Origin of the sequence: Janthinobacterium sp. CG_23.3 (genome assembly GCF_046115965.1) — a bacterium.
In the GTDB taxonomy this organism is placed as follows: domain Bacteria; phylum Pseudomonadota; class Gammaproteobacteria; order Burkholderiales; family Burkholderiaceae_D; genus Janthinobacterium.
In genome coordinates, this window is sequence record NZ_JBJXIB010000114.1 from 1 (window position 1) to 19649 (window position 19649).

Sequence of the window (19649 nt, forward strand, 5' to 3'; positions counted from 1 at the left end):
CGCTACGCAAGCAAGGCCATGGCATGCTTGAGGTTCTGCTCCGGGCCTTCAACGGTAATCCTATCCCGCTTGCCGCATAGCGGCTGAACAGTCACTATTTATCCTTGAGTGTGGCTGTTACGCCGGATACTTGGAGTATTGAGCCGTTAGTTATCATTCGCTCTAAATATGTGGCGGAAATGTCAAACAAACTATTGCTGGAACGTAGCTGCTGCTCGCTCAGTGACGCTTGGATAGAACCGGCCTCGGCAATAATATTGAGATTTCTTCCTGCACATTTAAGATGGCAAGAGAACTACGCTTTAAAATATCCCACGTTGGATGGCCGGCTAGAAACCCTTCCCTCGATGGCGGACGAATTTATTGAGGTTTTTGAGAGATATGTGGAGCCAATATTATCTGATATTGGAAATCCTTATGATTTGGCACAGTTTCAACTACAAGCTTTAACAGGTTTGCGTTCTAGTCGCTTAACTGTGGAGCAGCCACGATATAATGTATATCGAGAATATATATCTACGGCTATATTGTTTTATGAGGCTGGAAGACTTGATTTGGCAATCGATTTATTGGCAGAAGTGCAAAAGGAAAAAATATCACTTAGCATTGCAATGCGTGATGGTTATGCTGATCAGCTATATTGCCAAGTTGATAAATTGATGAAGTTTTTCTTGAGTCTACAGCAGGAGTGATAGGGGGTACTCTATTCTGCATGGCGCGATGTTCAAAACTCACAGGCATCCTCTGCCGGCACACCGCACATAGCAAAATTAGCTACTTCGGTTGCCGGACATGTTTCGCGTGCATCTGCCGGCAGCGAGTTTGACCGCGACCCCTTGCTCGAGGCCACCGCCGACCCCTTCTAGGTTGTGACTTTTTTGCCACCACAGCCGAAGTTCGTGGCGCCGCCTCCGCCGCTGCCGCCAGCCCCGGTCAAGCCCGTCGCTCCGCCTTTTCCCTTCCTCTATTTCGGCCGGATGGTCGACGTGAACGGCAAGCTGGTCACCTATCTGACGCGCGACGATGTATTAATTTCCAATCCGGGCCAAGGAAACACTGGATAATGTATACCGCATCGATGCGATGACCGAGACGGAAATCGTGGTGACGCATTTGCCTTCGAATGAAAAAGTAACGATCACTACGCAGTCGGCGTTAAACTAGTTTCTGCGTTCGTTGGCGTATCGGCTTGCCAGGGTGGGCGCGTTGTTGTGCCCACGCGGCGGGCGCCGTGGCACGCGTGGGCACAGGACCGTGCCCACCCTACGTCAACGAAGTTGCCACTATCGGCCATTCAATGGAATGGCCAGTCTTCATAATTCAGGAGTATCGCGTTGTTTGACAGGGGAATGTATTTCAGGTGGACCGCCGCGGCGTTGGCGGCCGCGTCGCTGGCTGGTTGCAGCGCGCAATTCATCCACCAGAACGACATCGCGTTCTTGTCGTTTTTACATGATCAGTCGTCCGATTCGGCCCAACTGTCGGTGGAAGCCTTGGACTTTCCAGCCTTGACCCGGTTCGTTGAGCGGTGGCGGTGTCTTCCAGCGCCGGGTCGAGGTGGTTGAAGTTGCGCCCCTCGTAGCGGCCGTCGGCGCGCTGGGCGTAGGCGTAGCAGCCGCTCACGCCACGTTCTTTTCCCCAGGCGGCGATCAATAATTGCTGGCGCGCCGCCGCGTCGGCGTGCTCGTCTTCGATGACGAGGGCCGGGTTGCCGCCGCGGGGGGTGGCGCCGAAGCACAGTAGTTTGTGGCTGGCGGGCATGTTCTCTGCTTGGTATCAAGGCAATGTTGTAGCGTAGCATAGAGGTGGGCAAGCCGCAAAAACGCGCTTATAATACTGTGTTTATATACAGTATCATGGGTATCATGGGATCAGCCGGCTTGCCCGATTACGCGGAGCTGTTTTGTCTGACGAATTTTTCGTTTTTGTACGGCGCCTCGCACGCCGAGGAGCTGGTCGCGCGCGCAGTACAGCTCGGCTACGCGGCGCTGGCCATTACCGACGAGTGTTCGCTGGCCGGCGTGGTGCGGGCGCACGCCCAGGCCAAGCGCGCCGGCCTGCCCTTGATCATCGGCGCGCATTTCCATTTGAAGCAGGCGGACGGCAGCCCGGCGCTGTCGCTGCTGGCGCTGGCGCAAAACCGCAACGGCTACGGCAACTTGTCCGAGCTGATTACGCTGGCGCGCACCCGCGAGGGCGCGGTCAAGGGCAGTTATCTGCTGACGCCGGACGACTTCGCCGCGCCCAAGGCGCAGCAGGCGCATCTGCAGGGACTGGCCGATTGCCTGCTGGTGCTGCTGCCGGGCTATCCAACGCACCAGCCGGCCGGCGTCGACCGCTTGCACGCGCAGGCGGCGTGGCTGGCGGCCACCTTCCCGGGGCGCGGCTGGATCGGCCTGAACCTGCTGCACCGCGCCTTCGACGACGCCCACCGGCTCAGCGTCAACGAGGTGGCCTGGCAGCACGGCCTGCCGGTGGTGGCGGTCGGCCACGTGTGCATGCATGTGCGTTCGCGCAAGCCGCTGCACGACACCCTGTGCGCGGTGCGCGTCGGCAAGCCGGTGGGCGAGTGCGGCTACGCGCTGGCGCAGAACGCCGAGCAGCATTTGCGCGCGCGCCTGCGCCTGGCCAACATCTACCCGGCCCAGGCGCTGGCCGAGACGCTGCGCATGGCCCGCCTGTGCACGTTTTCGCTCGACCAGCTGCGCTATGAGTATCCCGACGAGCTGGTGCCGCCCGGCCACACGCCGGGCAGTTATCTGCGCAGCGAAACCTATATCGGCGCGCACCAGCGCTTCCCCGAGGGTATCCCGGCCGCCGTGCAGGAGCAGATCGAATGCGAACTCGAATTGATCGCCGCGCTGGCCTACGAGCCGTATTTCCTGACCGTCTACGACATCGTGCGCTTCGCCCGTTCCCAGGGCATCCTGTGCCAGGGCCGCGGCTCGGCGGCCAATTCGGCGGTCTGCTACTGCCTGCGCGTGACCGAGGTCGACCCGGCCCGCGGCAACCTGCTGTTCGAGCGCTTCATCTCGAAGGAGCGCGCCGAGGCGCCCGACATCGACGTCGACTTCGAGCACCAGCGCCGCGAAGAGGTGATCCAGTATATTTACGCCAAATACGGCCGCGAGCGCGCGGCGCTGGCCGCCGTGGTTATTTCGTACCGGCCCAAAAGCGCGCTGCGCGACAGCGGCAAGGCGCTTGGGATCGACCTGGCGGTGGTCGAGAAGGTGGCCAAGGCGCACCACTGGTTCGACGGCAAGCAGGACTTGCTGAACCGCCTGGCCGAGTGCGGCCTCGATCCGCAGGCGCCGCTGTCGCAGCAGTGGGCCACGCTGGCGCAGGCCCTGCTGGGCTTTCCGCGCCACCTGTCGCAGCATCCGGGCGGCTTCGTCATCGCCCAGGGCAAGCTGTCGCGCCTGGTGCCGATTGAGAACGCCAGCATGGCCGAGCGCAGCGTGATCCAGTGGGACAAGGACGACCTGGAGGAGCTGGGCCTGATGAAGGTCGACGTGCTGGCGCTGGGCATGCTGTCGGCGCTGCGGCGCGCGCTCGAGCTGGTCGGCCGGCGCCGCGGCAGCGAGTTCGCGCTGCACGACATTCCGGCCGAGGACGCGGCGACCTACGACATGATCTGCCTGGCCGACACCGTCGGCGTGTTCCAGATCGAGTCGCGCGCGCAGATGAGCATGTTGCCGCGGCTGCAGCCGCGCCGCTTCTACGACCTGGTGATCGAGGTCGCGCTGGTGCGGCCCGGGCCGATCCAGGGCGGCATGGTGCACCCGTATTTGCAGCGCCGGCAGAACCCCAAGCTGGTCGCCTACGAGAAGGACGACCTGCGCCCGGCGCTGGAGCGCACCCTGGGCGTGCCGATTTTCCAGGAGCAGGTGATGCAGGTGGCGATCATCGCGGCCGGCTACACGCCGGGCGAGGCCGACGGTTTGCGGCGGGCGATGGCGGCGTGGAAGCGCAAGGGCGGCATGGACCACCACCACGAACGCATCGTCAGCGGCATGCTCGACCGCGGCTACTCGCCGCAGTTCGCCGAGGCGATCTTCAGCCAGATCCAGGGCTTCGGCGAGTACGGCTTCCCGGAGTCGCACGCGGCCAGTTTCGCGTTGCTGAGCTACGCCAGCTCCTGGCTGAAATGCCACGAGCCGGCGGGCTTCCTGTGCGCGCTGCTGAACAGCCAACCGATGGGCTTTTACAGCCCGTCGCAACTGGTGCAGGACGCCCGCCGCCACGGCGTCGAGGTGCGCGCGGTCGACGTCTGCGCCAGCGGCTGGGAGTCGGCGCTGGAGGACGACCCGGGGCCGCGCGGGCAGCCGGCGGTGCGCCTCGGCCTGGCGCTGTTGCGCGGCATGCGCGCCGACAGCGCCCAGCGCATCGAGGACGCGCGCGCCGTGCAGCCGTTCGCCGGCGTGGCCGACCTGGCGCGGCGCGCCGGCCTGGACCGGCACGACTTGCAGGTGCTGGCCGGCGGCAACGCGCTGCTGGCGCTGGCCGGCAACCGGCGCCAGGCGCTGTGGCAGGCGGTCGGCGCGGTGCCGGACAAGGACTTGCTGCGCCCGACCACGCCGGACGAGGCGCTGCCGCTGCTGCGCCCGCCCTCGGAGGGCGACGAGATCCTCGGCGACTACCGCTCGCAGGGGCTGACGCTGGGGCGCCATCCGCTGGCGCTGCTGCGCGCGCAATTGCTGGAGCAGCGCTTCCTGCCGGCCGCCGCGCTGGCCCACTTCCAGGACGGCCAGCTGGCGCGCGCCTGCGGCATCGTCACCGTGCGCCAGCGCCCCGGCACCGCCAAGGGCGTGCTGTTCATCACGCTGGAGGATGAAACCGGCACCGTCAACGTCATCGTCTGGCCCTCGCTGGTCGAACAGCAGCGGCGCGAGGTGCTCGGCGCGCCGCTGCTGGGCGTGTACGGCGTCTGGCAGCGCCAGGGCATCGTGCGCCACCTGGTGGCCAAGCGCCTGGTCGACATGTCGCGCCTGCTCGGGCGCCTGCCCACCGGCAGCCGCGACTTTTGCTGACGCCGGGCTAGCCCTGCGAATGCAGGTTCAGCGTGGCCAGCTTGGCGAAGTCGATCGGTTTCACGACGTGCTTGTCGAAGCCGGCGTCGAAGGCCTGGTCCTTGTCCTGCTGGCGGCCGTAGCCGGTCAGGGCGATCAGGGTGGCGTCGCGCATGTCGGGCAGTTCGCGCAGCTTCACGGCGACCTCGTAGCCGCTCAGGTCCGGCAGGCCGATGTCGAGGAAGACGTACTGCGGCCGGAAGCTGCGCGCGCAGTCGATCGCCTGGCCGCAGTTGTAGGCGGTCCTGACCTGGTGGCCGTCGATTTCCAGCAGGTCGGCCAGGGTGTCGGCGGCGTCCTCGTTGTCGTCGACCACCAGGATGCGCGCCGCCAGCGGCGCGCCGGGCGCGGGCGCCGGGTCGGCCAGCGGCGCGTCGGCCGGGGCAACCTCGGCCGGCAGGCGCACCTCGAAGACGCTGCCGCGGCCCGGGCCGGCGCTGCTGGCGCCGACGCTGCCGCCGTGCAGCGTGACCAGCTTGCGCACCAGCGACAGGCCGATGCCCAGGGCGTCCTGGACCCGGTCGTTGGCGTGGCGGTCCTGGGCGAACAGGCCGAAGATGAAGTCGATGCGGTCGGGCGCCAGGCCGACGCCGTTGTCGGCCACGCGGATCAGCACCTGGCCGCCGTCGAGCCGGGCCGACAGCGCGATGGCGCCGCCGGGCGCGGTGAACTTGGCGGCGTTGTGCAGCAGGTTGCCGACGATTTGCGACAGCCGCACATAGTCGCCCGGCAGCCACAGCGGTTGCGCCGGCAAGTCCAGCGTGAGCGCGTGGCGGCGGCTGGCGACGATGTGGGCGTTGCTTTCGAGCGCGCTGTCGATGACGGTGTGGAGTTCGACGCGCTCCTGGTGCCGCGTGATTTTCCCTTGCGAGATGCGCGACACGTCGAGCAGGTCGTCGACCAGGCGCACCATGTGGTCGGTGTGGCGGCGGATGGTCTGGCGCGCCTTGCGCTGCCATTCCGGCACGTCCGGGTCGAGCCGCTGCAGCAGCTCGACGGCGTTGCGGATCGGCCCGAGCGGGTTGCGCAGCTCGTGCGCCAGCGTCGCCAGGAACTCGTCCTTGCGGCGGTCGACCTCGCGCAGCTCGCGTTCGACGTTGCCCAGGCGCAGCAGGGCCTTGACGTTGGCCACCAGCTCCTCCGGCTCGATCGGTTCGAACAAATAGTTGTCGGCGCCGCCGTCGAGCGCCCTGATCTTGTCGGCGACGCCGATGTACGAGGCCGACGTTTGCAGCACCAGGATGGCCTGGGTGTCCGGGTCGCTCTTGAGGCGGCGGCAAACCTCGAAGCCGTTGATGTCGGGCAGCTTGACGTCCAGCAGGATCAGGTTCGGCCGCGCCGCGCGCGCGCGCAGCAGGGCGTCGCCGCCGTTGGCCGCTTCGATCACTTGGAAGCCGGCGCGGGTCAGGATGCGCGACTTGGCGTAGCGCGCGCCGTCGCTGTCGTCGACGTTCAGGATGACGGAGTCGGGAAAGGTGGGGGGCGACATGGTGGCCTCAATCCGGGTTGGTGATGACGCTGGTGGAACCCGCCGGCGCCGGCGCTGCCGGGAGCGGGGCGGGGACGGCGCGGCCGCCGCCGGCTTGCGGCGGCGCCGCGGTCAGCAGGCGCAAGGTGGCCAGCAGCTCTTGCCGGAACAGCGGTTTGGAGCAGTAGGCGTCGGCGCCCAGGGCCAGGCCCTTGCGCTTGTCGTCGATTTCGGTGGCGACCAGGACCGGCACGTGCTGGCGCCGCGGGTCGCTTTTCACTTCGGCCAGCCAGTGCCAGGAGTGCTGGCCGTGCAGCATGATGTCGAGGATCACGGCGCCCGGCTGCAGCGCCGGCCACAGGTCGTCGGCTTCGCGCAGGCTGCGCGCCGGCACCGCGCGGAACTCGCTGTCCACCAGGTATTTCTCGTACAGCAGGCGGGTTGGCGCGTGGTCCTCGACCACCAGCACCGGGATGCGTTGGTCGCGCGCCGCCGCGCCGGCGTCGACGCCGGCGCCGGCCACGGCCGCGCCGGGCGCGACGTAGCGGGCCGGGATCACGGCGCTAAACACCGAGCCAACGCCCAGCGTGCTTTGCACGCCGACCCGGCCGTTCAGCAGGCCGGCCAGGTTGCGGCACAGCGGCAGGCCCAGGCCGGTGCCCTTGACGCCGCGCTGCAGGTGGTTTTCCACCTGGCTGAATTCCTCGAAAATCAGTTCCAGGTCGGCGGCGCCGATGCCCAGGCCGGTGTCGGCGACGTCGAAGCGCACGCTGTCCTGCCCGGGCAGCGCGACGGCGCTGACGGTGATGGCGCCGCGCTCGGTAAATTTGAGCGCGTTGGAAATGAAGTTGCGCAGGATTTGCGACAGTTTCGCCTCGTCCGTATACATCGGGCACGGCCCGTCCGGGGCGTGGAAGCTCAAACTCAGCGTTTCCGACACCAGCAGCGGGCGCAGCATGCCGCGCAGCGCGCTGAAGGTGTCGGCGACGTCGAACTCGACCGGGCGCATCTCGACCTTGCCGGCCTCGATCTTGGCCAGGTCGAGCAAGTCGTTGACCAGGTCGTTGAGCGCGACGGCGCCTTCCAGGATGAAGCTGACCTGCTTTTCCTACTCGCCCGAGAGCTCGCCGTCGACGCGCTCGAGCAGCAGCTTGGCGAGCGCGCGGATCGAGCTGAGCGGGGTGCGGAACTCGTGGCTCATGTTCGACAGGAAGCGCGACTTCATCTGGTCGGCGCGGCGCAGGTGGCCGGCTTGTTCGTCGAGCTCGGCGTACAGCGCGACCACGCCGCGGTTGGTGTCCTCCAGCTCGCGCGTCAGTTGCAGCAACTCGTCCTGGCGCGTCTTCAACTCGGCCAGCGTGGCCAGCAGTTCCTGGTTTTGCCGCTGCACCTCGAGCAGGGTGGTGTTTTCCTGCGGCGCGGCCAGTTGCGCGCCCAGCGCGCCGACCATGGTCGCGTCCAGCGCGGCGGCCTCGCGCGGGAACAGCTTGTGCAGGGTGATCTCGGTGCCGCGCTCCGGCCCGGTCTGGATGTCGACCCGGTCCATCAGGCGGCGCGCGCCGAGGATGCCCAGGCCCAGGCCGGTCGGCGAGCGGTAGGCGCCGGCCAGGATCTGCTCCAACTGGGCGATGCCGGGGCCCTGGTCGACGATGCGCATGCGCAGGATCTGCGGCGAGGTCGCGCCCTCGATGGCGAACTCGACGCTGCCGCCGCCGGCGTAGTTGTAGACGTTGCGCGCCAGTTCCGAGACCGAGGTGGCGATGCGCACCTGGTCCTGCTTGTTGAAGCCGCACAGGGCGGCCACCTGGCGCGCGCGCTGGCGCGCGGCCACGACGTCGAGTTCGGTCTTGACGGCGACCGTGAGGATGCGCCGCGTCATACCGCCGCCTCCGCGCCGGCGCCGCAGTCGCGCAGCACCAATACGCCGACGTCGTCGCGCCCGCGGCCGAAGTCGCGGTACAGCAGCGCGGCGATGATGCCCGGGTGGCAGCGCTCCAGGCCGGGGTAGTGGTCGAGGTTCCAGCGCGTGCCGACGCCGTCCGAATGCAGCACCAGCGTGGCGCCGGCGTGCCACGGCAAGGCGAATTCCTGCACCTTGCGCAGGTTGCTGCCGACGATGCCGTTGTGCGACAGCAGGTGGCGCCGGGCGGCGCCGTCGAAGACGCAGCCGGCGATGTTGCCGACCCCGGCGAAGCGCAGCTGCGCCGCGCCGAGGTCGATGCGGGCGATCGCCAGCGCCGCGCCGCGGCTGCCGTGCAGCGCCGCGTGCAGGCGTTGCAGCAGCGCCGCCGGCGCGCTGGCGCTGTCGCCGGCGGCCGCCGCCAGCGCGGCCTGGGCGGCGGCGGCGGCCTGCGGGCCGTGGCCCAGGCCGTCGGCCACCAGCAGCGTCAGGCTGTCGCGCCCGGGCGTGGCCAGCCAGGCGTCGCCGCATTCCTGCTCGCCGGGCAGGGGCAGGCAGACCGCGCCGAGTTGGAACAGCGGCGCCGGCGCCGGCGGAAGCGGCGCCGCGCCCCACAGCGCCATGCGCAGCACGGTGCCGCGCTCGGGCGCGGTGTAGGCGTCGAATTCGTGCGCCAGGCGGCGCATCGCGCCCAGGCCGACGCCGTAGCTGCCGGCGGTGGAGTGGCCGTCCTGCATTTGGCGGGCCAGGTTGGCGATGCCGGGGCCGGCGTCGAGCGCCGTCACCTCGACGCCGAGGACGGCGGCGCCGCCGCCGTCATACCCGTACAAGGGGCGCAGCAGGATTTCGCCGTGGCCGGCGTGCTTGACGATGTTGGTGGCCGCCTCGGTGACCAGCAGGGCCAGTTGGCCGACGCGCACCTCGTCCCAGCCGAGCCGGCGGCCCAGTTCGTTGCCGGCGCGCCGCGCCGCCGCCACTTCGCTCGGCTCGCCGATGCGGTAGTTGTGTTGCGGCCCGGCCAGATTTAAAAGAGTGTCCATTTGGTTATCGTCACCGTAGTGCCTTTGCCCGTCGTTGTATTGATACTGAATTCGTCGCAGAGGCGCTTGGCGCCGCTCAGCCCCAGGCCCAGCCCGCCGCCGCTGGTGTAGCCGTCGGTCAGCGCCAGCGCCACGTCGGCGATGCCGGGGCCTTCGTCGACGAAACGCAACTCGACGCCGCGGCGCGCGCCGTTGTCGCGCCGCCGCATGTGCGCGCTGCCGCCGCCGCCGTAGCGCAAGGTGTTGCGCGCCAGTTCGCTGGCGGCGGTGACCATCTTGGTCTGCTCGATCAGGCTGAAGCCGAGCGCCACCAGTTGTTCGCGCACCTGTTGGCGCAGGCGCACCACGTCCTCGTCGCTGTTCAGCGGCAGCACCGCCGGCAGCGCCGCCGGTTGCGCCGCGGCGGCGTTCAAAACGGCGCCTCGCGCCGCAACAGCTTGATGCCGGCGTCGACGTTGAGCGCGGTGCGCACGCCGTCCAGCGTCAACCCCAGTTCGACCAGCGTGATGGCGACGGCCGGGCGCATGCCCACCAGCACGGTGCGGGCGTCGAGGATCTTCGCCATCGCCGCGGTGTTGCTGATCATGCGGCCGATGAAGGAGTCGACCATGTCGAGCGCGGAAATGTCGATCAGCACGCCGCGCGCGCGGTCCTTGACGATGCGCTCGGTCAGGTCGTCCTGCAGCGTCATGGCGAGCCGGTCGTGCATGTCGACCTGGATCGTCACCAGCAACAGCGTGCCCATTTTCAAGATTGGGATGCGGTCCATGCGCGCCTCCTAGTCGGGTTCCGAATAACTGATGGTCGAGCCGGTGCGTTTCAGCGCCACCACGAAGGCGTCGGCCAGCGTCGCCTTGGTGGTCACGTCCTCCAGGTTGACGCCCAGGTGCACGATGGTTTGGGCGATCTGCGGGCGGATGCCGCTGATGATGCAATCGGCGCCCATCAGGCGCGCCGCGGCGATGGTCTTGAGCAAATGCTGGGCCACCAGCGTGTCGACCGTCGGCACGCCGGTGATGTCGATGATGGCGATCGAGGCGCCGGTGTCTACGATTTTTTGCAACAGGCTTTCCATGACGACCTGGGTGCGGGCGCTGTCGAGCGTGCCGATCAGCGGCAGCGCCAGCACGTTTTTCCACAGTTGCACCACCGGCGTCGACAGTTCCAGCAATTCCTGCTGCTGGCGCAAGATCACCTGTTCGCGCGCCTTCTGGTAGACCTCGACGGTGTACAGGCCGAGCTGGTCGAACAGCGCGCTGGTGTAGGCGCTCTCGGCGACGATGGCGGCGGGGTCGCCGGCCAGTTCGGCGCGCAGGTGGGCGAACAGCGGCTCCTTCAGCGAAAACACGAAGCTGGCCGTTTCAATCGACGAAAAGCCCTGGCGCACGCGCGCCTGCGACAGCTCGCTGAGCAGGTGGCGGGTGTCGTCCCACGCCGGCCCTTCGATATCGCTGCTGGCGCCCTGGCGTATCGCCTGCGCCAGCAGCGGCAGCAACTGCCCGGCCTGCTCGCGCAACTGCGCCTCGGCCGCCTTGTCGCGGCGGATCATGCGCGCCATCATGCCGGCCAGCCAGCCTTCGAGCAGGCTGTTCTGGTGTTGTTCGATGATGGCGCCTAATTGCGTGGTGGTGTAGTGGTTCATGCTGTTCCTCGGGGCGGCGCCGGCTGGCGGCGCCGTCGCGCCGCCTCGCCTCAGCGATGCTGCTGTCGCCGGGGTTGGCGCGGCCTGCTCGGCCGCGGGGTGGCGCGCCGCCGGTCGCGGACGGCGCGAATACACATCGCGGGCACCGGCGCGGCGGCGCGGTACAAGCGGACTTAGCGCCCGCTGGTGGCGTAAAAACCGTGCACTTCGGTGGCCCAGGCCTGGTTGGCCATGTCGGGCCAGCGATCGGTGTCGAAGCCGGGCGCCGTCTCGAAGCGCTGCTGGTCGATGTTCAGTGTAAAGCGCTTGTTGACGGTGTCCAGCGTCAGCGCCTCCCACGGCACGGCGAAGAGCTTTTCGCCGATGGTGAAGACGCCGCCGCGCGACATGACCGCGTAGGCGATTTTTCCCGAGCGCATGTCCAGCATGATTTCCTTGATCTCGCCCAGGTGCTCGTCCTTCAGATTGTGGACGTGGTCGCCGATCAGCGTGTCGGCGCCCATCAGTTCCGGGCCCGGGCCTTTGTGGCCGGTGTCCACATACATTCCATATACGTCGCGTTCTTCGTAGCTCATGGTGACCTCCGTGGTGAAAGACGTGAGAGTGCCTGCGCGGCGGAAAAGTTTCTGTTCGCTGACGCACACATATATATATCTGATCGGGAATGGGCGGCATGCGCGCGGCGCGCCCCGGCGCCGCCCGGTTTGGGCTAAGCTGGGTGCATGGCGGGGCGGCCGGGAAACCGGCGGCCCGACGATGTTGTGCGCTTGCAGCATGGAGGCCGGGGTTGGCCGCGGTTTGACGGATTTTTCCGCGCCGGGCAGGAACGCCGGGCGGTCTTTAGTGTATAATTTCAATTTCCCGCACGTGCCGTTCGGCACTATCCGCAATGACCAAATTTGTCTTCGTCACTGGCGGCGTCGTGTCTTCCCTTGGTAAAGGGATTGCCGCCGCCTCTCTCGCCGCGATCCTCGAATCGCGCGGCCTCAAAGTCACCATGCTCAAGCTCGACCCGTATATCAACGTCGATCCTGGCACGATGAGCCCTATGCAACACGGTGAAGTGTTCGTCACCGACGACGGGGCCGAAACCGACCTCGACCTCGGCCACTACGAGCGTTTCATCTCGACCCGCATGAAAAAGGTCAACAACTTCACCACCGGCCAGATCTACGAATCGGTGATCCGCAAGGAACGCCGCGGCGAATACCTGGGCAAGACGGTGCAAGTGATCCCGCACATCACCAATGAAATCCAGGACTACATCTACCGCGGCGCCGAAGGTTTCGACGTCGCGCTGGTGGAAATCGGCGGCACCGTCGGCGACATCGAATCGCTGCCGTTCCTGGAGGCGGCGCGCCAGTTGAGCCTGCGCGCCGGACGCAAGTCGTCGGCCTTCGTCCACCTGACGCTGGTGCCCTACCTGCAGTCGGCCGGCGAGCTGAAAACCAAGCCGACCCAGCACAGCGTGCAAAAGCTGCGCGAAATCGGCATTTCGCCGAACGCGCTGCTGTGCCGCGCCGACCGGCCGATTCCCGACGACGAGCGCGCCAAGATCTCGCTGTTCTCGAACGTCGAGGAAAAGGCCGTCATCTCCGTGTGGGACGCCGACACCATCTACAAGGTGCCGCAGATGCTGCACGACCAGGGCCTGGACGCGATCGTCTGCGAAGCGCTGGGCCTGGACCCGGCGCCGGCCGACCTGTCGATGTGGAGCAAGCTGATCTACGCGCTCGAGCATCCGAAGGCGGAAGTGACGATCGGCATGGTCGGCAAGTACGTCGAGCTGACCGAGTCGTACAAGTCGCTGACGGAGGCGCTGCGCCACGCCGGCATCCACACCGAAAGCCGCGTCAACATCGAGTACATCGACTCCGAAGAGATCGAGACCAAGGGTTGCGCCGAGCTGTCGAAGTACGACGCGATCCTGGTGCCGGGCGGCTTCGGCAAGCGCGGCGTCGAAGGCAAGATCGCGGCGGCCCGTTTCGCCCGCGAAAACCAGATCCCCTACCTGGGCATCTGCCTGGGCATGCAGGTCGCGCTGATCGAGTACGCCCGCCACATGGCCGGCATGGCCAACGCCAATTCGACCGAGTTCGACCTCGACACCGACCAGCCGGTGGTGGCCTTGATCAATGAATGGCAAAACCACGACGGCAAGGTCGAGTTGCGCGACGAGAACTCCGACCTGGGCGGCACCATGCGCCTGGGCGCGCAAACCTGCGCCGTCAACCCGGGCACGCTGGCCGCCGAGATCTACGGCAGCGTCGTCACCGAGCGCCATCGCCACCGTTACGAAGCCAACAACCATTACCTCGGCCGCGTCGAAGCGGCCGGCATGGTGGTGTCGGCCCGTACCCCGAGCGAAGACCTGTGCGAAATCATGGAATTGCCGCGCACCGGCGCCAACGCCCATCCCTGGTACATGGGCGTGCAATACCATCCTGAATTCAAGTCGACGCCGCGCACCGGCCATCCGCTGTTTACCTCGTTCATCAAGGCTGCCCTGGCGCATCAAGCGGCGGGCGGCACCACCGTGGCGCACCTGCACGCCGTCGCCGGCACCGCCTTAGGAGATGCAGCATGAAATTATGCGGATTTGACGTCGGCCTTGACCAGCCGTTTTTCCTCATCGCCGGCACCTGCGTGATCGAATCGCGCCAGATGGCGTTCGACACCGCCGGCGCGCTCAAGGACATGACGGCCGCGCTGGGCATCCCGTTCATCTACAAGTCCTCGTTCGACAAGGCCAACCGTTCGTCGGGTACCTCGTTCCGCGGGCTCGGCATGGACAAGGGCCTGGAAATCCTCGGCGACGTCAAACGCGAGCTGGGCGTGCCGGTCTTGACCGACATCCACGCGGTCGAGGACATCGCCGCGGTGGCGTCGGTGGTCGACGTGCTGCAAACGCCGGCCTTCCTGTGCCGCCAGACCGATTTCATCACCGCCTGCGCCCAGTCGGGCAAGCCGGTGAATATCAAGAAGGGCCAGTTCCTGGCCCCCGGCGATATGAAAAACGTCATCGACAAGGCGCGCGCCGCGGCCCGCGCCAAGGGGCTGCTGGAAGATAACTTCATGGCCTGCGAACGCGGCGTGTCGTTCGGCTACAATAACCTGGTGTCGGACATGCGTTCGCTGGCGATCATGCGCGAGACGGCTTGCCCGATCGTGTTCGACGCCACCCACTCGGTGCAGTTGCCGGGCGGCCAGGGCACCTCGTCCGGCGGCCAGCGCGAATTCGTGCCGGTGCTGGCGCGCGCCGCCGTCGCCGTCGGCGTCGCCGGCCTGTTCATGGAAACCCATCCGAACCCGGCCGGGGCGCTGTCCGACGGCCCGAACGCGGTGCCGCTGGGGCGCATGAAAGAGTTGCTGTCGACCTTGATCGAGCTGGACCGCGTCACCAAGAAGGCTGGTTTCCTGGAAAACAGCTTTACTTGATCTTGCAAGCTGGACTCCCCCGGCGCGGCGCCGCGCCGGGAATACCCTGAAAATTCCTGGATGAGTGGCGTGAAAACGCCGCTTGCCGAGACCTGTTACGCTTAACTTTGGAGAATGACATGAGTGCTATCGTTGATATTATCGGCCGTGAAATCATTGACTCGCGCGGCAATCCGACCGTGGAATGCGACGTCCTGCTGGAGTCGGGCGTGATGGGCCGCGCGGCGGTGCCGTCGGGCGCCTCGACCGGCTCGCGCGAAGCGATGGAGCTGCGCGACGGCGACATGAAACGTTATTTCGGCAAGGGCGTGCTGCAAGCGTGCGAGAACATCAACACCGAAATCTCGGAAGCGATCATGGGCCTGGACGCCAATGAGCAAGCGTTCCTGGACCGTACCCTGATCGACCTGGACGGTACCGAAAACAAGAGCCGCCTGGGCGCCAACGCCATCCTGGCCGTCTCGATGGCCGTCGCCAAGGCCGCCGCCGAAGAAGCCGGCCTGCCTTTGTACCGCTACTTCGGCGGTTCGGGCGCGATGCAAATGCCGGTGCCGATGATGAACGTCATCAACGGCGGCGCGCACGCCGACAACAACCTCGATATTCAGGAATTCATGATTATCCCGGTCGGCGCGCCGAGCTTCAAGGAAGCCGTGCGTTACGGCGCGGAAGTGTTCCACACGCTGAAAAAGATCCTGCAGAAAAAGGGCTTGACCACGGCGGTCGGCGACGAGGGCGGTTTCGCGCCCTCCGTGGCCAGCCACGAAGAAGCCATCAAGCTGATCATCCAGGCGATCGAAGAGGCCGGCTACGAGCCGGGCACGCAGATCGCGCTGGGCCTGGACTGCGCCGCCAGCGAGTTCTACAAGAACGGCAAGTATGAATTGGCCGGCGAGGGCCTGAGCCTGTCGGCGACCGACTTCACCAACCTGCTGGCGACCTGGTGCGACAAGTACCCGATCATCTCGATCGAAGACGCGATGGCCGAGGGCGACTGGGAAGGCTGGGCGATCCTGACCGAAGCGCTGGGCAAGAAGGTGCAACTGGTCGGCGACGACCTGTACGTCACCAACACCAAGATCTTGAAAGAAGGCATCCAAAAGGGCATCGCCAACTCGATCCTGATCAAGATCAACCAGATCGGCACGCTGACCGAAACCTTCGCCGCGATTGAAATGGCCAAACGCGCCGGCTACACGGCCGTTATTTCGCACCGTTCCGGCGAGACGGAAGACTCGACCATCGCCGACATCGCCGTCGGCATGAACGCGCTGCAGATCAAGACCGGCTCGATGTCGCGTTCGGACCGCATGGCCAAGTACAACCAGTTGCTGCGTATCGAGGAAGACCTGGGCGACATCGCCAGCTACCCTGGCCGCGACGCTTTCTATAACCTGAAGTAATTCACCTCAACCGGCCGGATTGTACTCCGGCCGGTTTCATTCCCATGCGTCTGATTACGCTCGCACTCGCGGCCCTGCTGTTGTTGATTCAATTCCCGCTGTGGATAGGCAAAGGGGGATGGTTGCGCGTGTCCGACCTGGAAAACCAGGTGGAAATGGCGCAAAAGAAGAATGTGGAACTGAAAGCCCGCAACGCCAAACTCGATTCCGAAGTGCGCGATCTGGAAGACGGCACCGGAGCGGTCGAGGAGCGCGCCCGTTTTGAACTGGGCATGGTCAAGAAAAACGAAATTTTCGTGCAAATCGTCGGCAAGGGCCAGACCCCGCCGATCGTGTCCGCCGCGGCCACCGCCCCGGCGCCGGCTGTAAGCACCGGCAACGCGCCCGCGCCACACTGACGTTAGCCCCGGAGGACGGAGGAAGCAATGTTCGACTCTCGTCCCGGAGGGCTCAACTGTACTACCTGCCTGCCTACTACTTGCTGCTTACTACTTGCCGCTTACCTGCTGTATTTCCAACACTGCTCAATTAAACAAAACGACTTAACCGCGCGACGCCATGAAACGCAATTCGGCCGACAGGTTAGGCATGCTCGACTCGTGACGGTTCGCTTCGGCGTACAGCGCGGCGATATCGCGTGCGCGTTGACGCGGCGACGGCTTGGTGGCGGCGCGCGACGCGCGGCTGCTTGCGCCGGCGTCCTTGACGGCCAATTCCTGGTACGGCTTGACGGCCAGCAGCGCTGACAGCAGCGAGCGGGCGGCGGCGCCGACTTGGCTCAGGTAGCCGTTCGATGGGGTCGATTGGGCGGCGAAGTTGTTGGTGATCGTGGACATGGTGTGACTCCTTAAGATAGAGGGGATGTTGCATTGCACAATATCGGAGTCGCGGTTATGCGTCCAATTCCCTTTTCAAATTTCAGAAATTCACAATGCACATAATAGGGGCGTAGACGCGCCTTTTTGGTGCGTAAAATATACTGGTGCGTGGCAATTTTTTTTGCCGCCGCGGCGGGCGTGGCGGCTGGGGCGGGGCGCCCCGGCCCGAGGCCGGGCGGGGCGCTTGGAAGGCTTAGTGCTTGACGGCGCTGGCGCTGATCAGCGCTTCGGCGGGCGCGTCGGTGACAAACAGTTGCGCGCAGTCGACCTTGTCGAAGGCGTAGCGCTGGCCGCAGAAGTCGCAGTTGACGCTGACTTCGCCGAATTCATCGAGGGTGCCGTCGACCTCGGGCTGGCCCAGCATCTTCAACATATTGCCGACCTTTTCGCGGGTGCACGAGCAATGGAAGCTCGGGTGGGTCGGTTCGAACACGCGGATGGTTTCCTCCCAGAACAGGCGCTGCATCAGCGTGTCGATATCGGTCGACAGCATCTCCTCCGGCTTCAGCGTGGACGCCAGCATCACCGCGCGGTTCCAGGTGTCCAGCGCGTCCTCCTCGGACAGCGGCACCGCCTCGGCCTTGCCGCCGTGGTGCGGCAGCTTTTGCAGCAACAGGCCGCGCGAGGTGGTGTCGTTGGTGGCCAGCCACAGCCGGGTGTCGAGCTGCTCGGAGCGCAGCATGTAATTCTCGATCACCGTCGCCAGGTCGTCGCCGTCGAGCGGCACGATGCCCTGGTAGGGTTGCTGGCCCGGCATCTTGTCGTTCGGGTCGAGGGTGATGATGAAGCGGCCGTTGCCGTTGGCGTTGAGCAGCGCCGGCACCGTCGCGTCGTCGGCGATCTGCGCCTTCGGGTCGAGCTTGGCGGTGGCGCGCAGGCGCAGTTCGGCGTCGCACTCGACCACCATCAGGCGCACCGGACCGTCGCCGTGGATTTGCATGATGATCGAACCGTTGAACTTCAGGTTGGCCGACAGCAGGGCGGCGGCGGCCACCATTTCGCCCAGCACCGCCTGCACCGCCGGCGGGTAGCTGTTGTGCGACAGCGTCTCGCGCCAGGTGGCGGAGATGTCGATGAACTCGCCGCGCACGGCCGCGTTATCGAAAATAAATTTTTGCAGCGTGTCGATGCCGGCGTCTGGCTTTACGTCTGTCGTCATTGTTTCTTATCCAATCTTTGTAAGTTGCGTCTTGAACAGCTGGGCGCGCTGCACATAACTTGCGGCGTTGCCTTGCAAACGCGTGATGTCTTCCGGCGTCAGCGGCCGCACCGCCTTCGCCGGCGAGCCGATGATTAACATATTGTCGGGAAATTCCTTGCCCTCCGTCACCAGGGCGCCGGCGCCGACCAGGCAGCCCTTGCCGATTTTGGCGCCGTTCAGCACCACCGCCTGGATGCCGATCAGCGCGCCGTCGCCAATGCTGCAGCCGTGCAGCATGGCTTGGTGGCCGACCGTCACGTTCTTGCCTATCGACAGGGGAAAACCCATGTCGGTGTGCAGCACCGACGATTCCTGCACATTGCTATTCTCGCCAATGGTGATACGCTCGTTGTCGCCGCGCAGCGTCACGCCGAACCACACAGAGGCGTTGGCCCCGACGCTGACCTTGCCGATCACGGTGGCGGTGTCGGCGATGAAAGCGGACGCGTCAATATGCGGCGCGTGCTCGCCCAATTGGTAGATGGTCATAATCAGGTCCGGTGAACGTTGGAATCGCGCTATTTTACGCCCTCGCCGGCTTTTCCCGTCCGGCAAGCGCAATTCGGTATAATGGTACGACCGTGCTTTTATATTCGGGTTTATTGTAGCGCGTCGCCGCTCGTTGGCGGCGCCTTTGTTACTTTCAAGGTGGAACCATTATGCAACTGTCTCGCTCCGAAATGATCACCGTGCGCGGCTTGCGCACCCATGTCCGGCACTGGGGCCGCGAGGGCGCGCCCAAGTTGTTCATGCTACACGGCTGGATGGACGTGTCGGCCTCGTTCCAGTTCGTCGTCGACGCGCTGCAGGGCGACTGGCATGTGATCGCCCCGGATTGGCGCGGCTTCGGCCTGAGCGAGCGGCCGCGCGCCGACACCTATTGGTTCCCCGACTATGTCGCCGATCTCGACGCGATCCTGCGCCATTATTCGCCCGATCAGGCCGTCAACCTGCTCGGTCACAGCATGGGCGGCAATGTCATCGGCATCTATGCCGGCGCGCGCCCGGGGCGCATCCGCAAGCTGATCAATCTGGAGGGCTTCGGCTTGCGCTCGAACCTGCCCGAGCAGGTGCCGGGCCGCTACGCCAGGTGGCTCGACGAATTGCTCGAACCGGCCGAGATGCGCAGCTATCCGGACCGCGCCGCGGTCGCCGCGCGCCTGCAAAAAACCAATCCGCGCCTGTCCGACGAGCGCGCCGAGTTCCTGTCGCGCCACTGGGCCGCGCAAAACGCCGCCGGCCAATGGGACATCCTGGGCGATCCGCAGCATAAGAAGGCCAGCCCCTTGCCCTACCACGTCGAGGATTTCATGGCGTGCTGGAGCGCGATCACCGCGCCGGTGCTGTGGGTCGAGGCGGCCGATACCAATATGTGGTTGTGGATGGGGCCGAAGGCGGAGGCGCGCATCGAGATCGACCGCCGCCTCGGTTTCCTACGCGACGTGACGGCGAAGATGATCAGCGACGCCGGCCACATGCTGCACCACGACCAGCCGGAAGCGCTGGCGCGGATGGTGGAGGAGTTTTTGGCGTAAGGGGCGGGGGGGGGGAACAAACGCTCCCCAAACAAACGTCCTCCCAAAACCTATCCTTCCCCCGCTTTGTTTTTG

Annotated in this window: 20 protein-coding genes; 8 read left to right on the plus strand and 12 right to left on the minus strand. The window is 65.7% G+C overall.

Features of this window, described 5'->3' with window-relative positions; genetic code table 11:
* Positions 1 to 104: 104 nt before the first annotated feature.
* Both ACFDR9_RS21625 and ACFDR9_RS21630 read left to right on the plus strand, forming a co-directional pair.
* Positions 105 to 692, plus strand: coding sequence for a hypothetical protein (locus ACFDR9_RS21625; protein ID WP_409032296.1), 588 nt, complete (start codon positions 105 to 107; stop codon positions 690 to 692).
* Positions 693 to 899: 207 nt separating this feature from the next.
* Positions 900 to 1064 carry a hypothetical protein gene (locus ACFDR9_RS21630; protein WP_409032297.1) on the plus strand — a complete coding sequence of 55 codons (165 nt, stop codon included), beginning with the start codon at positions 900 to 902 and terminating at the stop codon, positions 1062 to 1064.
* Positions 1065 to 1413: 349 nt separating this feature from the next.
* Here the strand turns inward: ACFDR9_RS21630 and ACFDR9_RS21635 are convergent, their stop codons facing one another.
* Positions 1414 to 1761, minus strand: coding sequence for a hypothetical protein (locus tag ACFDR9_RS21635; protein ID WP_409032298.1), 348 nt, complete (start codon positions 1759 to 1761; stop codon positions 1414 to 1416).
* A gap of 104 nt (positions 1762 to 1865) precedes the next feature.
* Here ACFDR9_RS21635 and ACFDR9_RS21640 point away from each other — a divergent pair, with 104 nt between their 5' ends.
* Positions 1866 to 5030 carry an error-prone DNA polymerase gene (locus ACFDR9_RS21640; RefSeq protein ID WP_409032299.1) on the plus strand — a complete coding sequence of 1055 codons (3165 nt, stop codon included), beginning with the start codon at positions 1866 to 1868 and terminating at the stop codon, positions 5028 to 5030.
* 7 nt (positions 5031 to 5037) lie between these two features.
* On the opposite strand, the gene ACFDR9_RS21645 is transcribed toward ACFDR9_RS21640, so the two are convergent.
* The 8 genes from ACFDR9_RS21645 to ACFDR9_RS21680 all read right to left on the minus strand — a co-directional run bounded on the left by ACFDR9_RS21645 (position 5038) and on the right by ACFDR9_RS21680 (position 11694).
* Positions 5038 to 6558, minus strand: a complete 1521-nt coding sequence (locus ACFDR9_RS21645; RefSeq protein ID WP_409032300.1) for a response regulator — start codon at positions 6556 to 6558, stop codon at positions 5038 to 5040.
* A 7-nt stretch (positions 6559 to 6565) separates the two neighbouring features.
* A complete protein-coding gene (locus ACFDR9_RS21650; protein WP_409032301.1) occupies positions 6566 to 7585 on the minus strand; it encodes an ATP-binding protein in 1020 nt (339 codons plus the stop codon).
* Positions 7586 to 7645: 60 nt separating this feature from the next.
* The gene (locus ACFDR9_RS21655; protein ID WP_409032302.1) at positions 7646 to 8416 is read right to left on the minus strand and encodes an ATP-binding protein; all 771 of its coding nucleotides are present in this window, start codon (positions 8414 to 8416) and stop codon (positions 7646 to 7648) included.
* Positions 8413 to 9477 carry an ATP-binding protein gene (locus tag ACFDR9_RS21660; RefSeq protein ID WP_409032303.1) on the minus strand — a complete coding sequence of 355 codons (1065 nt, stop codon included), beginning with the start codon at positions 9475 to 9477 and terminating at the stop codon, positions 8413 to 8415. The genes ACFDR9_RS21655 and ACFDR9_RS21660 overlap by 4 nt, the downstream gene beginning before the upstream one ends.
* Positions 9462 to 9890 (minus strand): ATP-binding protein, encoded by a 429-nt coding sequence (locus tag ACFDR9_RS21665; RefSeq protein WP_409032304.1) that lies wholly within the window; start codon positions 9888 to 9890, stop codon positions 9462 to 9464. Before ACFDR9_RS21665 ends, ACFDR9_RS21660 begins: the two co-directional genes overlap by 16 nt.
* Positions 9887 to 10246 (minus strand): STAS domain-containing protein, encoded by a 360-nt coding sequence (locus ACFDR9_RS21670; RefSeq protein ID WP_017879022.1) that lies wholly within the window; start codon positions 10244 to 10246, stop codon positions 9887 to 9889. Before ACFDR9_RS21670 ends, ACFDR9_RS21665 begins: the two co-directional genes overlap by 4 nt.
* Before the next feature lie 9 nt (positions 10247 to 10255).
* The gene (locus ACFDR9_RS21675) at positions 10256 to 11119 is read right to left on the minus strand and encodes an STAS domain-containing protein (RefSeq protein ID WP_017879023.1); all 864 of its coding nucleotides are present in this window, start codon (positions 11117 to 11119) and stop codon (positions 10256 to 10258) included.
* 173 nt (positions 11120 to 11292) lie between these two features.
* Positions 11293 to 11694, minus strand: a complete 402-nt coding sequence (locus tag ACFDR9_RS21680; RefSeq protein WP_017879024.1) for a PRC-barrel domain-containing protein — start codon at positions 11692 to 11694, stop codon at positions 11293 to 11295.
* A 314-nt stretch (positions 11695 to 12008) separates the two neighbouring features.
* On the opposite strand from ACFDR9_RS21680, the gene ACFDR9_RS21685 reads away from it, so the two are divergent.
* The 4 genes from ACFDR9_RS21685 (at position 12009) to ftsB (ending at position 16358) form a co-directional block, all read left to right on the plus strand.
* Positions 12009 to 13706, plus strand: a complete 1698-nt coding sequence (locus ACFDR9_RS21685) for a CTP synthase (protein ID WP_017879025.1) — start codon at positions 12009 to 12011, stop codon at positions 13704 to 13706.
* On the plus strand, positions 13703 to 14557 hold the full coding sequence (gene kdsA, locus ACFDR9_RS21690; RefSeq protein ID WP_409032305.1) for a 3-deoxy-8-phosphooctulonate synthase: 855 nt from the start codon (positions 13703 to 13705) through the stop codon (positions 14555 to 14557). Before ACFDR9_RS21685 ends, kdsA begins: the two co-directional genes overlap by 4 nt.
* 119 nt (positions 14558 to 14676) lie before the next feature.
* Positions 14677 to 15960, plus strand: coding sequence for a phosphopyruvate hydratase (eno, locus tag ACFDR9_RS21695; protein WP_017879027.1), 1284 nt, complete (start codon positions 14677 to 14679; stop codon positions 15958 to 15960).
* Positions 15961 to 16004: 44 nt separating this feature from the next.
* The gene (gene ftsB / locus ACFDR9_RS21700; protein WP_051068345.1) at positions 16005 to 16358 is read left to right on the plus strand and encodes a cell division protein FtsB; all 354 of its coding nucleotides are present in this window, start codon (positions 16005 to 16007) and stop codon (positions 16356 to 16358) included.
* 144 nt (positions 16359 to 16502) lie between these two features.
* Here the strand turns inward: ftsB and ACFDR9_RS21705 are convergent, their stop codons facing one another.
* The 3 genes from ACFDR9_RS21705 to ACFDR9_RS21715 form a co-directional block, all read right to left on the minus strand.
* Entirely contained in the window at positions 16503 to 16796 is a 294-nt protein-coding gene (locus ACFDR9_RS21705) for a hypothetical protein (RefSeq protein ID WP_409032306.1), read from the minus strand.
* Between the two features lie 235 nt (positions 16797 to 17031).
* Positions 17032 to 17997, minus strand: coding sequence for an Hsp33 family molecular chaperone HslO (locus ACFDR9_RS21710; protein ID WP_409032307.1), 966 nt, complete (start codon positions 17995 to 17997; stop codon positions 17032 to 17034).
* A 6-nt stretch (positions 17998 to 18003) separates the two neighbouring features.
* Positions 18004 to 18528, minus strand: a complete 525-nt coding sequence (locus ACFDR9_RS21715) for a gamma carbonic anhydrase family protein (RefSeq protein WP_017879031.1) — start codon at positions 18526 to 18528, stop codon at positions 18004 to 18006.
* Positions 18529 to 18698: 170 nt separating this feature from the next.
* Here ACFDR9_RS21715 and ACFDR9_RS21720 point away from each other — a divergent pair, with 170 nt between their 5' ends.
* Complete coding sequence (locus ACFDR9_RS21720; protein WP_409032308.1) at positions 18699 to 19574, plus strand: alpha/beta fold hydrolase; 876 nt, start codon at positions 18699 to 18701, stop codon at positions 19572 to 19574.
* Positions 19575 to 19649 lie beyond the last annotated feature (75 nt).

What these genes read in the sequence shown, in the direction of transcription:
- ACFDR9_RS21715 (WP_017879031.1), bottom strand. Translation starts at nt 18,528, where the DNA reads ATGACCATCTACCAATTGGGCGAGCACGCGCCGCATATTGACGCGTCC.
- ACFDR9_RS21660 (WP_409032303.1), bottom strand. Translation starts at nt 9,477, where the DNA reads ATGGACACTCTTTTAAATCTGGCCGGGCCGCAACACAACTACCGCATC.
- kdsA (WP_409032305.1), top strand. Translation starts at nt 13,703, where the DNA reads ATGAAATTATGCGGATTTGACGTCGGCCTTGACCAGCCGTTTTTCCTC.
- ACFDR9_RS21710 (WP_409032307.1), bottom strand. Translation starts at nt 17,997, where the DNA reads ATGACGACAGACGTAAAGCCAGACGCCGGCATCGACACGCTGCAAAAA.
- ACFDR9_RS21705 (WP_409032306.1), bottom strand. Translation starts at nt 16,796, where the DNA reads ATGTCCACGATCACCAACAACTTCGCCGCCCAATCGACCCCATCGAAC.
- ftsB (WP_051068345.1), top strand. Translation starts at nt 16,005, where the DNA reads ATGCGTCTGATTACGCTCGCACTCGCGGCCCTGCTGTTGTTGATTCAA.
- eno (WP_017879027.1), top strand. Translation starts at nt 14,677, where the DNA reads ATGAGTGCTATCGTTGATATTATCGGCCGTGAAATCATTGACTCGCGC.
- ACFDR9_RS21655 (WP_409032302.1), bottom strand. Translation starts at nt 8,416, where the DNA reads ATGACGCGGCGCATCCTCACGGTCGCCGTCAAGACCGAACTCGACGTC.
- ACFDR9_RS21720 (WP_409032308.1), top strand. Translation starts at nt 18,699, where the DNA reads ATGCAACTGTCTCGCTCCGAAATGATCACCGTGCGCGGCTTGCGCACC.
- ACFDR9_RS21685 (WP_017879025.1), top strand. Translation starts at nt 12,009, where the DNA reads ATGACCAAATTTGTCTTCGTCACTGGCGGCGTCGTGTCTTCCCTTGGT.
- ACFDR9_RS21645 (WP_409032300.1), bottom strand. Translation starts at nt 6,558, where the DNA reads ATGTCGCCCCCCACCTTTCCCGACTCCGTCATCCTGAACGTCGACGAC.
- ACFDR9_RS21635 (WP_409032298.1), bottom strand. Translation starts at nt 1,761, where the DNA reads ATGCCCGCCAGCCACAAACTACTGTGCTTCGGCGCCACCCCCCGCGGC.
- ACFDR9_RS21640 (WP_409032299.1), top strand. Translation starts at nt 1,866, where the DNA reads ATGGGATCAGCCGGCTTGCCCGATTACGCGGAGCTGTTTTGTCTGACG.
- ACFDR9_RS21680 (WP_017879024.1), bottom strand. Translation starts at nt 11,694, where the DNA reads ATGAGCTACGAAGAACGCGACGTATATGGAATGTATGTGGACACCGGC.
- ACFDR9_RS21675 (WP_017879023.1), bottom strand. Translation starts at nt 11,119, where the DNA reads ATGAACCACTACACCACCACGCAATTAGGCGCCATCATCGAACAACAC.
- ACFDR9_RS21670 (WP_017879022.1), bottom strand. Translation starts at nt 10,246, where the DNA reads ATGGACCGCATCCCAATCTTGAAAATGGGCACGCTGTTGCTGGTGACG.